This window comes from Streptomyces sp. NPDC051133 (assembly GCF_040682635.1).
Classification (GTDB): domain Bacteria; phylum Actinomycetota; class Actinomycetes; order Streptomycetales; family Streptomycetaceae; genus Streptomyces.
In genome coordinates this window covers 257,052-272,185 of record NZ_JBFBBK010000003.1, presented here as the reverse complement: position 1 = coordinate 272,185, position 15,134 = coordinate 257,052, and the positions used below count along the sequence as shown (strand labels likewise).

Sequence of the window (15,134 nt, the reverse complement as noted above, 5' to 3'; positions counted from 1 at the left end):
CCCGTGACCAGTGTCCGTGGATACTTCCACCCCAAGACGGCGACGGGTGCCTCGTCGCTGATCCCCTCGCCGCCCTGGCGCTACTCCGGCGACCTGCTCACCGTCGAGTACCGGACCGATCCGGCCCGGGTGCGCGAGCTGCTGCCCGAACCGCTGGAACTCGCCGACGAGGACCCCGGCGCGGTCGCGCTGATCTGGGCCGACTGGCAGTCCTGCGCCGCCTCGGGCGACGAACTGCTGGATCCCGTGCGCGCCCAGTACAAGGAGGCCTTCGCGGTCGTCCGGTGCGGCTACAAGGGGCAGACCTACACACGCTGCGTCTACATCTGGGTGGACAAGGACTTCGCCATCGCCCGCGGACTGCACCAGGGCTACCCGAAGAAGCTCGGCTCCATCCACCAGACCCGCCCCCACCCCTACGGGCCCGCCCCGCGCATCGAGGCAGGCGCCCGCTTCGGCGCCACCCTCGCCGCCGCCGACCGGCGCCTCGCCCAGGCCGTCGTCACCCTGCGCGAGCCGTCCGGGACCAACGGCTTCGTCAACGGCCACCCGATGGCCCACCACCGCTGGCTGCCCTCGATCGAGAAAGGCAAGGGGCTCGCCCTCGACGAGCTGATCGAGACCGGCGCCGCCTCCTTCGAGGGCGGGCAGCCGTGGTCCGGCGACGCCGAGCTGGAGCTGTTCGAGGCGCCCACCGAGGAACTGGCCCGGCTGGAGATCCGCGAGCCGATCGCCGCTTACTACCGCCGGGTCGGCGTGGTCTGGGACGGCGGCCGGCTGCTGGAGTCCCGTACGTCCGGTGCCGAGTGACATCCCGAACCAGGCTAGGAGACACGACATGACCCACCACCTCATCACCGTCGCCGGCGTCACCGTCGACACCCGGCACTGGATCGGCGGCGCACGTGTCGCCTCCTCGGAGACCTTCACCGATGTCTCGCCGATCGACGGCGGCACCATCGGTGAGATCTCCCGCGCCACGGCGACGGAGGCCGCCGCCGCCGTCGCCGCCGCGAAGGCCGCCTTCCCCGGCTGGGCCGCCACCCCCCGCGCCGAGCGCGCCCGCATCCTGCACGCCGTCGCCGACGGCGTGGAGAAGCGGATCGAGGACCTGGCGATCGTCGAGACCACCGACAACGGCGCCCTCCTGCGCTCCCACCGCCGCGGCGTCATGCCCCGCGTCGCCCACAACTTCCGCTTCTTCGCCGACTGGCTGCTGGAGCTGGACCACCAGGACTTCGAGACCAGGGGCCACACCAACCACGTCAGCTGGGACCCGGCCGGCCCCTGCGTGCTGATCACGCCCTGGAACGCGCCCCTGATGCTCGCGACCTGGAAGGTCGCCCCGGCGCTGGCGGCCGGGAACACCGTCGTCCTCAAGCCCGCCGAGTGGTCCCCCCTGACCGCCTCGCTGCTCGCCGACATCGCCGCCGAGGCCGGTCTCCCGGACGGTGTCCTCAACGTCGTGCAGGGCTACGGCTCCGAGATCGGGGACGCCCTCACCTCCCACCCGGACGTGCGCCGGATCAGCTTCACCGGTTCCGTGCCCACGGCCAGGCACATCGCCGCCTCGGCCGCGGCGAACCTCACCCCGCTCAGCCTGGAACTCGGCGGCAAGTCCCCGCTGCTGGTCTTCGCCGACGCCGACCTGGACCTCGCCGCCGACCTCGCGGTGGAGCAGTACGACAACGCGGGCCAGGTCTGCCTCGCGGCCACCCGCGTCCTCGTCGAGGAACCGGTCGCCGAGGAGTTCACCCGGCGCTTCGTCGACAAGGCGACCCGGCTGAAGCAGGGCGACCCGCGCGACGAGTCCACCGACATCGGCCCCACCATCCACCCGCGGCAGCTGGAGAAGATCGACGGCTTCGTGCGGCGCGCGCTCGCGGCCGGGGCCCGCGCCGTGCTCGGCGGTCACCGGGGCGACGGCCGGTACTACGCGCCGACCCTGCTCACCGACGTCGCCCAGGACTCCGAGATCGTCCAGGAGGAGGTCTTCGGCCCCGTCCTCACCCTGCAGACCTTCACCACCGAGGACGAGGCCGTGACCCTGGCCAATGACACCCGCTTCGGCCTGGCCGCCACCGTCGCCACCGGTGACCGCGAGCGCGCCGAGCGCGTCACCGCACGGCTCGTCGCCGGCACCGTCTGGGTCAACTGCTTCTTCGTCCGCGACCTGCGGGCACCCTTCGGCGGCTCCCGCCACTCCGGTGTCGGGCGCGAGGGCGGCACCTGGAGCTTCGACTTCTACTGCGACCTGAAGAACACCGTCACCGCACCGAAGGGCTGGAAGGACCATGGGTGAGATCGTCGGGGCGGGCCTGCTCGCCCACGTCCCCACCATCGTGCTGCCCGAGCAGACCCGGCGGGAGCTGAACGAGGGCAAGGAGATCACCCTCGTCACCGGCCTGGAACAGCTCCGCAGGGACGTCTTCGAGCGCGACGGCTACGACACCGTCGTCGTCCTCGACTCCCACTGGGCGACCACCGTCGAGTTCGTCGCCACCGCGCAGGCCCGCCGCGCCGGGCTGTTCACCTCTGAGGAGCTGCCGCGCGGCATGTGCCGGATGCCGTACGACTTCCCCGGCGACCCCGAACTCGCCCACAACGTCGCGCGGTTCGCGGACGAGCACGGCACGTGGATCACCGCGATCGACGACGACCACCTGCCGATCTACTACGCCACGATCAACCTGTGGAAGTACCTCGGCGAGGGACTTCCCGACAAGCGCTGGGTGACCATCGGCGTCTGCCAGACCGGAGACATGGAGGACCACCTCCGTCTGGGCCGCGCGCTGGCCGACGGCATCGCCGCCACCCCCGGCCGCCGGGTGCTGCTGATCGCCTCGGGCGCCCTGTCCCACACCTTCTGGCCGCTGCGCGAGCTGCGCGACCACGAGGCGAGCGACCCGGCGCACATCTTCACGCCGGAGGCCCGCGCGGCCGACCACGAGCGCATCGCCTGGTTCAAGGAGGGCCGCCACGACAAGGTCCTCGACACCATGGACGACTTCTGGAAGTACAAGCCCGAGGCCAAGTTCTTCCACTACCTGATGATGGCCGGCGCCCTCGGTGAACAGGCGTGCACCGCGCGGGCCCGCCAGTACGGGGAGTACGAGAACTCCATCGGCACCGGACAGGTCCACCTCTGGTTCGACCGGCCCGCCGACGGCTGGACCGGCACCGGCCTCCCCGCCCCCGCCTCCCCGCGCACCCCGCACAGCCGTATCTAGGAGCCCCGCCATGCCCGAGTACCGCCGCATCCTCCTCGACGGCGCCACCGTCCAGGTCACCGTCGACGGCGACGAGCTCGTCGCCGCGGACGGCCGCCGCGTGAAGACCGAGGACGCCCACCACCTGCCCCCGGTCGTCCCCTCCAAGGTGATCGCCGTCCACCTCAACCACCGCAGCCGGGTCGACGAGTTCCGGATCGGACTGCCGGACACCCCGACCTACTTCCACAAGCCGACCTCCGCGCTCAACGCGCACAAGGGAGCCGTCGTCCGTCCCGAGGGCTGCAAGTGGCTCAACTACGAGGGCGAGGTCGCCATCGTGATCGGGAGGACGGCGCGCAACATCGCTCCGGCCGACGCGGGGGAGTACATCGCCGGCTACACGATCGCCAACGACTACGGCCTGCACGACTTCCGCGACACCGACGCCGGCTCCATGCTCCGGGTCAAGGGCTCCGACACCCTGTGCCCGCTCGGCCCCGGCCTCGTCACCGACTGGGACTTCCACGGCAAGCGGCTGCGCACGTACGTCAACGGCGAGGTGGTCCAGGACGGCTCCACCGACGAGATGACCTGGGACATGCACTACCTCGTCGCCGACATCGCCCGCACCATCACCCTGTACCCCGGCGACGTCCTGCTCTCCGGCACCCCGGCGAACTCGCGGCCCGTCCGGCCGGGCGACGTCGTCGAGGTCGAGGTCGAGGGCCTGGGCCGGCTCACGAACCGCATCGTCACCGGACCCACCGCCGTCCGCACGGACGTGGGCGCCCAGCCCACCGAGTCCGAGGAAGTGCTCTCCACCGCCCTCGGCGGCGACTGGGAATTCCGTGGCATCAGGCCGCCGAGGCGCTGACCCGGACGCCGCCGGTAGGGTCGGCGCCATGACCGACTCCGCCGAACCCGCCGGTGAGCGCCCCACCCGCAAGCGCGTGAACGACTACGGGACGGGCCGGGTCGCCCTGCTGGACGCCGCCGTCCGCGTGGTGGCCCGCGGCGGCCTGCGCAAGCTCACCTACCGGGCCGTCGCCCAGGAGGCGGGCGTCACCCACGGGCTCGTCGTGCACCACTTCGGTTCGCGGGACGCGCTGATCGAGGAGGCCGTCACCCACGCCATCCGCACCTCGCTGAACAGCAGCGCCCTGGAGATCGGCACGGGCGAGCCCGCCGACTTCGCCGGCGGTCTCGCGGACATGGTCGCCTCGGGCCCGGAGCTGCAGGCCTTCCAGTACGAGCTGCTCCTGGAGGCCCGGCGCCGGCCGGAACTGCTGGAGCACCTGCGCGCCCTGTACGAGGAGTACTTCGAGGCCACCCGGCGCGAGCTGTCCCGCATGCTTCCCGGCACGGTCGGCCGCGGCACGTCCCGGCTCGTCTTCGCCGCGCTGGAGGGTCTGGTCCTGCACCAGCTCGTCTTCGGGGAGCGCGAGGTCACCGAAGAGGCTCTGGCCGAGCTGCGCGCCCTTCTCCAGAGGCTGGCCGAGACCCCGGCCGCCGAGAGCTGACGCCCTCCTGACGAGCCTTCCGGCAGTCTGCCGGGGAGCGCGCGTACTCGTCCCCGGTCACGGGGCGTAACCGAGTGCTCCCGCGGCGGGATTGCCTGCCCGCACCCCCTTGTCAAACGGATAGTTCCGCCCCACGATGAGGCAACTCGTTTGGCCTGAAACGACATCCCCCTTCTCTGGCAGGTGATCCGAGTGGACAGTCAGACGGCTTCCGCGGAGCGGACCGTACGGGACGCCCCCACTGCAGCCACGCTCAAACCCAACGCCCTGGGTGTCCTGGGCATCCTCTTCTTCGTCCTGTCCGCCCAGGCTCCGCTGACGGGTATCGCCGGTGCGGCTCCCCTCTCGGTCGCCCTCGGAGACGGATCCGGTACACCGGCCGCGTACGTGCTGGCCGGCGCCGTGATCCTCCTCTTCTCCGTCGGATTCGTCGCCATGGGCCGGCACGTCGTGGACGCCGGCGCCTTCTACACCTACATCGGCACCGGACTCGGCCGGACCGCCGGCGCGGGCAGCGCGAGCGTCGCCCTGTTCGCCTACTGCGTCATCCAGGCCGCGATGTACGGCCTGTACGGCTCGATCGTCAGCGGACTCCTCGCCGCCCACGCCGGCCACCACCTCCCGTGGTGGGCCTGCACCCTGCTCACCATGGCCGTGGTGCAGGCTCTCGGCGCCGCCGGGATCGAGATGGGCGCCCGGGTCCTGGCCGTGTTCGTGCTTGCCGAGTTCAGCATCCTGCTGGTCTTCAGCCTGGTCACGCTGTTTCAGGGTGGCGGCCCCGAGGGACTCGGCGTGACCGACAGCTTCTCCCCGGCGGCGGCCCTGCAGGGCGCACCGGGCGTCGCCGTCATGTTCGCGGTGGCGTCGATGTTCGGCTTCGAGGCCACCGCCATCTACGGCGAGGAGGCGAGGGAGCCGAAGAAGACGGTCCCGCGCGCCACCTACCTCTCGGTGATCGTCGTCACCGGGTTCTTCGCACTCACCTCGTGGATGCTGATCTCCGCCTACGGCGCCTCGAAGGCGCCCGGAGCCGCGGGCGAGGCGCTGGCGAGCGGGGACTCCGCCGGATTCGTCTTCGCGCCCATCGCCGCCCAGTTCGGCGGCTGGGTGGGCGACGTCCTGCCGGTCCTGCTGGCCACCTCCCTGTTCGCCGGCATCCTGACCTTCCACAACTCGGCCAACCGCTACCTGTTCTCCCTCGGCCGGGACGGGCAGCTGCCCACCCGCCTGTGCGGCCTCAACAGCCGGCACTCGCCGTGGGTCGCGGGCTGCGTCCAGACCGTGATCGCCGTACTGCTGGTCGTGCCGTTCGCACTGGCCGGCAAGGACCCGGTGCTCACCCTCTTCTCCTGGTTCAGCGGCCTCGCCGTCCTCGCGATGATGCTGCTCTACCTGCTGACCTCGGTGTCGGTCGTCGTGTTCTTCCGCCGCCGGCGCGTGGACACCCGGCTGTGGAACACCCTGATCGCCCCCGTACTGGGCGCGCTCGGACTCGCCGGCGCCATCTGGCTCATCCTCGCCAACTTCACCACCCTGATCGGCGGCGAGGCGAGCACGGCCCTGTGGCTCGTGCTGTCCGTACCGGTCGTCCTGGCCGTCGGCATCGCCAACGAACGCGTCCGACGCCGGCGCACCGCCCCCGCCGTCCCCTGACACCGCCCGGCCGTCCGCCCCGCACGGCGCCCGGGGCGGACGGCCGCCCACCCTGCTCCACCGCCGACCCCTGGTCTGGAGGACCGCATGACCACAGCCACCCACGACACCTGGCTCCACCGCGCCAAGACGCTGCAACCCCTTCGTGCGCATCTGATCGACGGCGCCGAGGAGGCCGGTGGCGGCGGCACCTTCGCCGTGGTGTCCCCGCGCGACGGCCGGACGCTGACCGAGGTCGCCGACGCAGGCGCCGCCGAGGTCGACGCCGCCGTGGCGGCGGCCCGCCGCGCCTTCGACCACGGACCCTGGCCGCGGCTGTCCCCCGCCGACCGGGGCCGGGTCCTGGTACGCCTCGCCGGGCTCCTCGAGGAGCACCGGGCCGAGCTGGCGCTCACCGTCAGCCTGGAGATGGGCAAGCCCATCACCGACGCCCACGACATCGAGCTGAGGGCCGTCGTCAACACCTTCCGCTGGTACGGCCAGCTCGCCGACAAGCTCACCGACGAGTCCCCGCACACCGCACCGGACGCGCTCGCCCTCGTCACCCGCGAACCGGCCGGCGTCGTGGGCGCCGTCGTCCCCTGGAACTTCCCCCTGACGTTGGCCGGCTGGAAGATCGCCCCCGCCCTGGCCGCCGGCTGCACGGTCGTCCTCAAACCCTCGGAGCACTCGCCGCTGTCCGCGCTGCTGCTCGGCCGGCTCGCCCTGGAGGCCGGTCTGCCGCCGGGCGTGCTCAACGTCGTCAACGGCGACGGCCCGGTGGCCGGCCGCGCCCTCGGTCTGCACCCCGGCGTGGACGTCCTCGCCTTCACCGGATCCACCGCCGTGGGCCGCCACTTCCTGCGCTACGCCGCCGACTCCAACCTCAAGCGCGTCTGGCTGGAGCTCGGCGGCAAGTCGCCCAACATCGTCCTGCCCGACGCCCCCGACCTGGACCGGGCCGCGGCCACGGCCGCCTGGGGGATCTTCTTCAACCAGGGCGAGATGTGCACCGCGCCCTCCCGGCTGCTGGTGCACTCCTCCATCGCCGACCAGGTCACCGAGGCCGTCGTCGAGCGTGCCCGGACCCTGCGCGTCGGTGACCCCCTCGACCCCGCCACCGAGATGGGCGCCCTGGCCGGCGAGCAGCATCTGGGCCGCGTACTCGACCACATCCGCACCGGCGGCGACGACGGCGCCCGGCTGCGCACCGGCGGAGCCCGCACCCTCACCGAGACCGGCGGCACCTACCTCGAACCGACCGTCTTCGACCGGGTCGCCCCGGACAGCCGCCTGGCCCGCGAGGAGATCTTCGGACCCGTGCTGTCCGTGCTCGCCTTCGACGACCTCGACCAGGCCGTCGACCTCGCCAACGCCACCGAGTACGGCCTCGCCGCCGCGCTGTGGACCTCCGACCTGTCCACCGCCCACCGGGTCTCCCGGGCGCTGCGGGCCGGCACGGTGTGGGTCAACTGCTACGAGGAGGGCGACCTGACCGTGCCCTTCGGCGGCATGAAGCAGTCCGGCAACGGACGCGACAAGTCCCCGCACGCGCTGGAGAAGTACACCGAACTGAAGACGACCTGGATCCAGCTGTGACACACCGCCCGCTGATCGCCGTACCCGCCCGCTTCTCCGCGACCACCTCGGCCCTGCGGTACGCGGCGGAGGTCAACGCCCGCGCCCTGATCGAGGCCGTCTGGCGGGCGGGCGGCGAACCCGTCTCCGTCCACCCGCACGCACCCGGTGGCACCGCCGACCCCACCGAGGTCGCCGCCCGGCTGGCCCGCTTCGACGGACTGCTGCTCCCGGGCGGCGGCGACCTCGCACCCCACCGCTACGGCGCCGCCGACACGCACGACGCCGTGTACGACGTCGACGACGAACAGGACGCCTTCGACCTGGAAGTCGCCCGGCAGGCACTGGCCGGCGGACTGCCGCTGCTCGCCGTCTGCCGCGGCCTGCAGGTGGTCAACACGGTGCTGGGCGGGACGCTGCACCAGGACATGGGCGGCCCCGCACGCGAGCACCGCCACGTCCGGCACCCCGTCGCCCTCGCCCCCGGCTCGGCCCTGGCCGCCGCCACCGGCGTCGACAAGGTGGAGGCGTCCTGCTACCACCACCAGCACATCGACCGGCTGGGAGAGGGACTGACGGCCACCGCACGCGCCGCCGACGCGACCGTGGAGGCCGTCGAACGCGCCGGGGGGCCCGGCTGGTTCCTGGCCGTGCAGTGGCATCCGGAGGACACCGCGCACGAGGACCCGACCCAGCAGCGCCTCTTCGACGCGCTGGTGCGTGCCGCCCGGACGGCCGCCTGAGCCGGGGCCGCGGACGCGTCACGGGCCCGGCCCCGCCCGGCGTACGGCGGGGCCTGCGTGCCGGCGCCGGACGCGGCCGGGTCAGTTCTTCGGGCGCCGTCCGCTGCGGCGGGGCGTGGGGCTCTCGCCGTTCAGCAGCGTCCTGCGCCGCTCCTCGCCCTCCTCCTCGACCTGGAGGACCACGCGCCGCAACACGTCGGCGAGGCCACGGCACTCCGCGTCGCTCAGCCGGGCGGTGACGAACGCCTCCTCCTCGTTGAACGCCGGGAACACCCGGCGCATGAACTCCTCGCCCTCCTCGGTGAGGGTCAGCAGCACGAGCCGTCCGTCGCTGGGATGACCGGCGCGCCGCAGCAGACCACGCGACTCCAGCGTCCGGGACACCCCCGTGAGCGTCCCCTTCGAGATCCCCGCCTCCTCGGCGACGTGCCGGGTCTCGGACTCGCCCCAGACCCACACCACCCACAGCACCACGAAGGCGGTCCAGGTCAGGTCCGAGCCGCGCAGCACGGAGTTCTCCAGGTGCTGGCGTACGGCGGACGCCGCCCGGTAGATGTTGGCCACCGCGGCCATCTGTTCCCGGCGGACGGCGATGCCGCCGAGCTTCGCCTCCGCGAGCTTCTCCGCTTCGCTGATGGACCGCTGGCTGGGCACGCTGGCTCCCTCGTGTCGACGCCGGGTCACGGACTCGGGGCCCGTGGTCGTTCGGTGCCAAATTGTACGGTCGGGGTGATCGGCCGTGGAGGGGACGGGACCCGCGCACCGTGCACCCGTCCGGTGCTCCGGCTCACCGGCCGCACAGTTCCCACAGCCCCCGCCCCAGCGTCGTCAGCCCGCCCGTCAGGGACAGCAGCAGCACCGCTCGCCGGAGCCACACCTGCGGCACCCGCCGTACCAGGGTCTGGGCGACGACGGTCCCCGCGCCGAGACCGGCCGCCGTGGTGAGCCAGGCCGCGGCGGAGAGACGGGGCAGGCCGTTGGCGGACACGGAGAAGAGGTTCAGCAGCACGCCGTGGAACAAGGCGTTCGGCACGAACTGCCGCATCGGCCAGCCGGCGTTCGCCGCGTACAGGGACAGCGCCGGACCGCCCACGCCGGCGGCGGCGTTCATGAACCCGCCCGTCCCGCCCGCGACCGCCGCGCCCGCGGCCTGACCGGGAGCCGGCCGCCCGCCGGTCACCGCACGCCCCGCAGGGCGGGCGCGTTCGTCAGCCGAGCACGAGCGGCAGCCGCGCCGCGAGTCCGCCCAGGGCGGTCCTCTCCCCGTCGGTCGGTGTCCGGCGTCCGGTGCCGACCAGCAGCGCGTCCCTGTCGGAGAACGCGGAGGGGAACGAGCCGCCGGCGATCGTCTCCAGCGCCGCGCGTGCCGCCGCCAGCGTCTCGGCGGGCGGTGCCGCGGCCGCAGGCAGATGGGCGATCAGGTCCAGATGGTGCAGCGTCCACTCGAGCACGTACGCCGACAGGTAGTCGCCGACGGTCAGCACCTCGCCCTGGGTGCTGACGCGGGCAGCGGGATCGGCGAGCCCGGCGGCGCGGCCCGCGGCGCGGCCCACGTCGTCGAGGTGGAACCTGAGCAGCTCCGGCTCGCCGTACGCGGCCGCCAGCCGGGGGATCAGCGCATCGAGCGGATCCTCCCCCGTCGGAGGAACGACCGGCTTCCAGTAGCTGAACGCGTCCACGGTCGGCTCCGTCCCGGCGGGTGTGACCAGGGTGATCAGGACGTCCTGCGCGTCGATGACCAGGTGGCACACCAGGTCCCGGACCAGCCAGCCGGCACAGCCCGACGGCAGGGCGAAGTCCGGGTCCGGTACGGCGGCGACCGCGTCGAGCAACGCCGTCCACGAGCGTGAGAAGAGATCCACCGCGGCACCGTACGGCCGGGGCGGAACGGCGGACAACCGCATTCCGCGGCGTTGCGCCGAGCGCGGGGGCGGGCGCCCGCCCCAACCCGGCATCCATGCCCGAGCGGAGATCAGGCGGGGCCGAGCCCCACGGCTGCGAGGGCGGCGGCGAGTTCCCGGCGTGCGGGCGGCGTCAGACCCCGCAGGGGGCGCGGCAGGCCGGGGTGGTCCACCAGGCCGAGGAGTTCGGCGGCCGTGGCGACGACGCGCAGGCTGCCGTACCGCCGGAACAACCGCCACAGCGGCTCCAGTTGAGAGGACAGGGCGGTTGCGCGTGCCGCCTCCCCGGAGCGCGCGGCCCGGGTGAGGGCGAGGGCGGTGGCGGGGAACAGGCCACCGACGACCGAGTACCAGGCGTCGCACCCGGCATTGAGGCCGGTCGCGGCGGTCCAGTCACCGCTCACGCCCAGGGTGACGGTGTCCGGGAGCAGGGCCCGCAGCGCGTCGACACGGGCACCTGCCCCGGCCGGGTCGTCCGGCACCGGCGGGATCTTGACGGCGGCGACGTTCGGCAACGCGGCGATGCGGGCGTGGAGTTCGTCGGTGAAGTGGACGTGGGTGGTGGCCGGGTTGTCGTACACGCACAGCGGCACCGAGAGTTCCCGGGTGACGTCCTCGTACAGCCCGAACACCTCGTCCTCGGTGAGCGGCTGGTAGGTCATCGGGGCGAGCAGGACCGCGGACGCGCCGGCCTTCTGCGCGTCCTCGGAGAGAGCGAGGACCTGGGAGGTCCGCAGCGCGCCGATGCCCACCATGACCGGCACCCCGTCGGCGGCCTCGACCGCGAGCGCCGCGACGCGGGCGCGCTGCTCGCGCGAGAGGTAGGCGTAGCCGCCGGTGGACCCGAGGGCGCCGATGGAGTCGACGCCCGCGGTGGCGAGACGGGTCACGAGGGCACGGAACGCCTGCTCGTCGATGCCGGTCTCGGTGGTCGGAGTGAGGGGAAAGGCGCTGAGGCCGTGGAACATGGCGGTTCCTTCTGGGAGAGGCTCGCGGGCGGGGCGGGGCGGGGCGGGGCGGGGCGGATTGAGGTGAGGCAGGGGGTGCGGCGGACGCCGGGCCCGGAGGCCGGGCCGTGCTTCCGCCGCACACGCCATCGTGGCGCGCGGGTCAGGAGGGGGTGGCGTGCGGGCTGTGGGCACGGACCGCTGCCGCGACCGCGGCGTCGTCGGACCGGCCGCGCGCCCGGAGACCCGTGACGACGCCCTCGACGTTCTCCTGCGGCTGGTTCTGGCTGAGCTTGAACTTCGCCTCGACCCGGCTGATGACCAGCTCGACGCCGACGACCGCGCGCAGCCGCCCCTCGATGTACTTCGCCGGGGCCTGGTCGACCGACCACGGCTCGGCCCCACCCGCTTCGTGCCGGTCGGTCAGACGGCGCATCTGCGCCTCGATCCAGTCCGGGTCGTCGTGCACGACCAGCTGCCCGTACACATGGGCGACCACGTAGTTCCAGGTCGGCACCACGCGGTGGTGCTCGCGCTTGGTCGCGTACCACGACGGCGTGATGTACGCCTCCGGGCCACGGACGATCACCATGGCCTCGCCCTGCACCGGCTCGCGCCACTGGTCGTTGGCGCGGGCCATGTGACCGGTCAGGGAGCCGTGCTCACCGGCGTCCGGGTCGTACTCGAAGGGCAGCAGGGTGGCCACGAGCCCGTGCGGCGTCATGGTGATCAGATCCGCCGCTCCGTGGTGGGTGAGCAGGTCACGGACGGCGTCCTCGGGGGGTACGAAGTGCCGGGGGAGGTACACGGTCGTCCTTCCGGTGAGAGGCGGTGGGCAAGCAGCCCTGGAGGGGGTTTTCGCGGAGCCAGGTCAGGACCTGCTGGGCGTGTTCGTTCGGCGGGAAGACCGGATGGAAGACGTGCTCGATCACGCCGTCGCGGACGACGAGGGTAAGCCGTGTGAACAGCCGCTTGCCGTCGGCCTCGAACGTGGGCAGGCCGAGGGCGTCGGCGAGGCCGAGGGCCGGGTCGGACAGCATGTCGAAGGGCAGTCCCAGCCGCTGCACGACCTCGTTCTGGTAGTCGCCGTCCTGACTGGACAGCCCGTAGACCCGGCCGGCGCCGGCCTCCAGGAGATCCTGGAAGTGGTCGCGGAAGCCGCAGGTCTCGGGGGTGCAGCCGCGGGCGCCCGGGATGGAGTTCCAGCCCTCCGGCAGATCGGTGCCGGGGCGGCCGGTGAGGGGATAGACGTAGATCACCGTACGGCGCGGCCCGAGGGCGTCCAGCCGGACCTCCCGGCCCGCCGTGTCGCGCAGGGTGATCCGCGGTGCCTTCGTCCCGGGCAGGTGGTCGGCGGCGCCGTCGGCCTCCGGGGCGGGCAGGTCCGCGGGCAGCGTCAGGTAGTCCTCGCCGCCCGGCCCGGGCTTCCCGGGCGGTACGACACCGCTGCCCCGGTGCGCGGCGGTGTTCAGGTTGCCGATCAGCACCGAGCGGCGGGCGGTCAGTGCCTCGATGCGCTCGGTCAGCTCGTCGATGGCCTCGCGGTAGCTCGCCAGCGAGGCCGGGCAGTCGTCGGCGTGCGGCCGCCCGGCGGCCAGGCACTCGAGGAAGGGCCGGGTGCGCTCGACGGGTATCCCGAGCCGGTGCAGGGCCTTGATCTCCCGTACGAGGCGTACGTCGTCCTCGTCGTAGTCCCGGTAGCCGTTGGCGAGGCGCTCGGGTGTGATCAACCCCAGCGTCTCGTAGTACCGCACCGCCTTGGCCGTCACACCGGCCCGACGCGCGAGCTCACCGATCCTCATGCCGCCCACCTCGCTCAGCTCGTCCACACGCTAAACCCTGCCCTCAAGGGCAAGGTCAAGCGACGGGGAGCCGCGATACGGGCCGCGGCGGCGCAACGGGCGGAGTTCCCGTCACGCCTGAGACCGGGGCGGACGCTCCGCCACTCCTGCCGGGGCGGGCCCGGTCAGGCGGCCCGCATGCGGTCGAGCAGTGTCCGTGCCTCGACCGTGCGGCGGTGGTCGGGACCGAAGGCGGCGAGGCAGGCGTCATGGGCGGCCGAGGCGCGGGCGCGGGCCTCGGTGTCACGGCCCAGCCCCAGCAGGGCGGTGGCCACGGCCAGTTCCACGGCGCCGGTCTCCGCGCGGTGGTCCTCGTCGGGCAGGGCGCGGCACAGCCCGTCGGCTCGCTCCGCCTCGGCGAGCGCCTCCTCGTGGCGGCCCTGGCCGTTGAGGCTCCGGGCCAGGCCCAGCCGCAGGACCAGCGCGAACCGGTCCGACGTGTGGTGGGCGGCGAGCGCCTCACGGGCGAGCGTCTCGGCCTCGGTGTGCCGGCCCTGCGCGTTGACGGCGAAGACCAGCCCGTTCCGGGCGGCCACCGCTATGTCCGGCATCTGCGGCCCCGTGCCGCGCGCGGCTGTGCGGGCGACGGCCGCGCACTCCGCCTCGCACTCGGCGTGCCGGGCGAGTGAACTCAGCACCTGGGCACGGTCCGAGCGCACTTTCAGCGTCTGCGCGTGTTCGGCGCCGAAGATCCTGCCGAACACCGGCAGCAGCGCGTCGTACACGGCGAGGGACTCCGCGTGGCGGCCCTGGGCGCCCATCGCGAGCGCGGCGACCGTCATCGCCAGCGGCCCGTAGGGGTCGTCGCGCACGTGGGAGCGGGCCTCGGCCACGGCGCGCGCCTCGGCCTCCGCCTCGGCGTAGCGGCCGGCGTGGTACAGGGCCGCGGCCCTGGCCAACGGGGATGTCGTGGACTGCCCGGCGTCGTCGCGGCCACGGGGCCGGGACCGGAAGAGTTTCATGGGCCGGAGCATACGGACGTCGTGCCGCGGGTCGGAGGGGGTGGCGACTTACCCGCATCGGGAAGGCACTCCCGATGTCCCCCGATGTCCCCGCGGATGTCCGCACCCCGGATGCCCGCACCCCGATGCCCCCCAGGTTACCGGCGCCGAAAAACACTCCGGCCGACCGGGCGGATCGTGCGACCGTGAGGCGTGACGAAGATCGGGGACGGAAGTCTGTACGCGTACCGGGTGCGCGGACTCGGCCGCGTTGGAGTGGTCCTCTGGCTCGGTGGCCGGGGTGACGCACCCGATCAGGTGGTGGCGTCGCCGGAAGCGGCCGGCCGCCGGCGGGTGCCGCTGTTCGTGACGGTCCGGCAGGCCCGGGCGTACGCGGCCCGGCGAGGGCGACGGCTCGCCACCTCCGGGGCCGACACCCTGGAACTCGCCCGCGTCGAACGCCGGCTGGCGGATCCCGGACGCCGCCAGGTCCCGCCGGGCCTCGTGCTGGAGGCGTGGAACTTCTTCGAGGACCTGGCACGCGGGCTCGACGCGGCCGACCGGCTGCCCCGGCAGACGGCGCTGCACGACAGCGCGTACGAGAAGCTGTTTTCCGGCGAGTGCACCGCATGGACACCGGACGAGGAACGCGCGGTGCTCGGCCTGCTCCGGGCCGGCGCCGACCTGTGGAACTCGGGCCAGGTCGCCCTCCCGTCCGCCGCCGACGCCGTCGGCCCGTCTGCCGCCGGTTGTCACATCCACGGGTCCCGCGGTGTCTTCATGCCGAACAGCCCGTCAGAGCGATGTACGAGGAGATGA

At 73.2% G+C, this 15,134-nt stretch carries 16 protein-coding genes; 9 read left to right on the top strand and 7 right to left on the bottom strand.

The window, feature by feature from the left end; genetic code table 11:
- The first annotated feature begins 3 nt into the window (after positions 1 to 3).
- The 8 genes from AB0N17_RS05695 to AB0N17_RS05660 all read left to right on the top strand — a co-directional run bounded on the left by AB0N17_RS05695 (position 4) and on the right by AB0N17_RS05660 (position 8,685).
- Positions 4 to 810 carry an acetoacetate decarboxylase family protein gene (locus tag AB0N17_RS05695; RefSeq protein ID WP_366009844.1) on the top strand — a complete coding sequence of 269 codons (807 nt, stop codon included), beginning with the start codon at positions 4 to 6 and terminating at the stop codon, positions 808 to 810.
- Between the two features lie 28 nt (positions 811 to 838).
- Entirely contained in the window at positions 839 to 2,302 is a 1,464-nt protein-coding gene (locus AB0N17_RS05690; protein WP_366009843.1) for an aldehyde dehydrogenase, read from the top strand.
- Positions 2,295 to 3,230: a 3,4-dihydroxyphenylacetate 2,3-dioxygenase gene (locus tag AB0N17_RS05685; protein ID WP_366009842.1), complete on the top strand. Its 936-nt coding sequence runs from the start codon at positions 2,295 to 2,297 to the stop codon at positions 3,228 to 3,230. Before AB0N17_RS05690 ends, AB0N17_RS05685 begins: the two co-directional genes overlap by 8 nt.
- A gap of 10 nt (positions 3,231 to 3,240) precedes the next feature.
- Positions 3,241 to 4,086: a fumarylacetoacetate hydrolase family protein gene (locus AB0N17_RS05680; RefSeq protein WP_366009841.1), complete on the top strand. Its 846-nt coding sequence runs from the start codon at positions 3,241 to 3,243 to the stop codon at positions 4,084 to 4,086.
- 28 nt (positions 4,087 to 4,114) lie between these two features.
- Positions 4,115 to 4,732 carry a TetR family transcriptional regulator gene (locus tag AB0N17_RS05675; RefSeq protein WP_366009840.1) on the top strand — a complete coding sequence of 206 codons (618 nt, stop codon included), beginning with the start codon at positions 4,115 to 4,117 and terminating at the stop codon, positions 4,730 to 4,732.
- 192 nt (positions 4,733 to 4,924) lie between these two features.
- Positions 4,925 to 6,385: an APC family permease gene (locus AB0N17_RS05670; RefSeq protein WP_366009839.1), complete on the top strand. Its 1,461-nt coding sequence runs from the start codon at positions 4,925 to 4,927 to the stop codon at positions 6,383 to 6,385.
- Positions 6,386 to 6,472: 87 nt separating this feature from the next.
- Positions 6,473 to 7,963, top strand: a complete 1,491-nt coding sequence (locus AB0N17_RS05665) for an aldehyde dehydrogenase (protein ID WP_366009838.1) — start codon at positions 6,473 to 6,475, stop codon at positions 7,961 to 7,963.
- Positions 7,960 to 8,685: a gamma-glutamyl-gamma-aminobutyrate hydrolase family protein gene (locus tag AB0N17_RS05660; RefSeq protein WP_366009837.1), complete on the top strand. Its 726-nt coding sequence runs from the start codon at positions 7,960 to 7,962 to the stop codon at positions 8,683 to 8,685. Before AB0N17_RS05665 ends, AB0N17_RS05660 begins: the two co-directional genes overlap by 4 nt.
- A gap of 81 nt (positions 8,686 to 8,766) precedes the next feature.
- Here the strand turns inward: AB0N17_RS05660 and AB0N17_RS05655 are convergent, their stop codons facing one another.
- The 7 genes from AB0N17_RS05655 to AB0N17_RS05625 all read right to left on the bottom strand — a co-directional run bounded on the left by AB0N17_RS05655 (position 8,767) and on the right by AB0N17_RS05625 (position 14,336).
- Positions 8,767 to 9,339 (bottom strand): MarR family transcriptional regulator, encoded by a 573-nt coding sequence (locus tag AB0N17_RS05655; RefSeq protein WP_366009836.1) that lies wholly within the window; start codon positions 9,337 to 9,339, stop codon positions 8,767 to 8,769.
- Positions 9,340 to 9,472: 133 nt separating this feature from the next.
- Positions 9,473 to 9,865 (bottom strand): TSUP family transporter, encoded by a 393-nt coding sequence (locus AB0N17_RS05650; protein WP_366009835.1) that lies wholly within the window; start codon positions 9,863 to 9,865, stop codon positions 9,473 to 9,475.
- Between the two features lie 28 nt (positions 9,866 to 9,893).
- Positions 9,894 to 10,547: a maleylpyruvate isomerase N-terminal domain-containing protein gene (locus AB0N17_RS05645; protein ID WP_366009834.1), complete on the bottom strand. Its 654-nt coding sequence runs from the start codon at positions 10,545 to 10,547 to the stop codon at positions 9,894 to 9,896.
- Between the two features lie 110 nt (positions 10,548 to 10,657).
- Positions 10,658 to 11,554 (bottom strand): dihydrodipicolinate synthase family protein, encoded by an 897-nt coding sequence (locus tag AB0N17_RS05640; protein ID WP_366009833.1) that lies wholly within the window; start codon positions 11,552 to 11,554, stop codon positions 10,658 to 10,660.
- A gap of 142 nt (positions 11,555 to 11,696) precedes the next feature.
- Complete coding sequence (locus AB0N17_RS05635) at positions 11,697 to 12,341, bottom strand: FMN-binding negative transcriptional regulator (protein ID WP_366009832.1); 645 nt, start codon at positions 12,339 to 12,341, stop codon at positions 11,697 to 11,699.
- Positions 12,295 to 13,362 (bottom strand): MerR family transcriptional regulator, encoded by a 1,068-nt coding sequence (locus tag AB0N17_RS05630; protein WP_366009831.1) that lies wholly within the window; start codon positions 13,360 to 13,362, stop codon positions 12,295 to 12,297. Before AB0N17_RS05630 ends, AB0N17_RS05635 begins: the two co-directional genes overlap by 47 nt.
- A gap of 137 nt (positions 13,363 to 13,499) precedes the next feature.
- The gene (locus tag AB0N17_RS05625; RefSeq protein WP_366009830.1) at positions 13,500 to 14,336 is read right to left on the bottom strand and encodes a tetratricopeptide repeat protein; all 837 of its coding nucleotides are present in this window, start codon (positions 14,334 to 14,336) and stop codon (positions 13,500 to 13,502) included.
- A gap of 192 nt (positions 14,337 to 14,528) precedes the next feature.
- On the opposite strand from AB0N17_RS05625, the gene AB0N17_RS05620 reads away from it, so the two are divergent.
- Positions 14,529 to 15,134, top strand: coding sequence for a hypothetical protein (locus AB0N17_RS05620; RefSeq protein WP_366009829.1), 606 nt, complete (start codon positions 14,529 to 14,531; stop codon positions 15,132 to 15,134).

Excerpts from the sequence above, each read along its gene's own strand:
- AB0N17_RS05675 (WP_366009840.1), top strand. The coding sequence starts at position 4,115 with ATGACCGACTCCGCCGAACCCGCCGGTGAGCGCCCCACCCGCAAGCGC.
- AB0N17_RS05690 (WP_366009843.1), top strand. The coding sequence starts at position 839 with ATGACCCACCACCTCATCACCGTCGCCGGCGTCACCGTCGACACCCGG.
- AB0N17_RS05625 (WP_366009830.1), bottom strand. The coding sequence starts at position 14,336 with ATGAAACTCTTCCGGTCCCGGCCCCGTGGCCGCGACGACGCCGGGCAG.
- AB0N17_RS05665 (WP_366009838.1), top strand. The coding sequence starts at position 6,473 with ATGACCACAGCCACCCACGACACCTGGCTCCACCGCGCCAAGACGCTG.
- AB0N17_RS05685 (WP_366009842.1), top strand. The coding sequence starts at position 2,295 with ATGGGTGAGATCGTCGGGGCGGGCCTGCTCGCCCACGTCCCCACCATC.
- AB0N17_RS05680 (WP_366009841.1), top strand. The coding sequence starts at position 3,241 with ATGCCCGAGTACCGCCGCATCCTCCTCGACGGCGCCACCGTCCAGGTC.
- AB0N17_RS05640 (WP_366009833.1), bottom strand. The coding sequence starts at position 11,554 with ATGTTCCACGGCCTCAGCGCCTTTCCCCTCACTCCGACCACCGAGACC.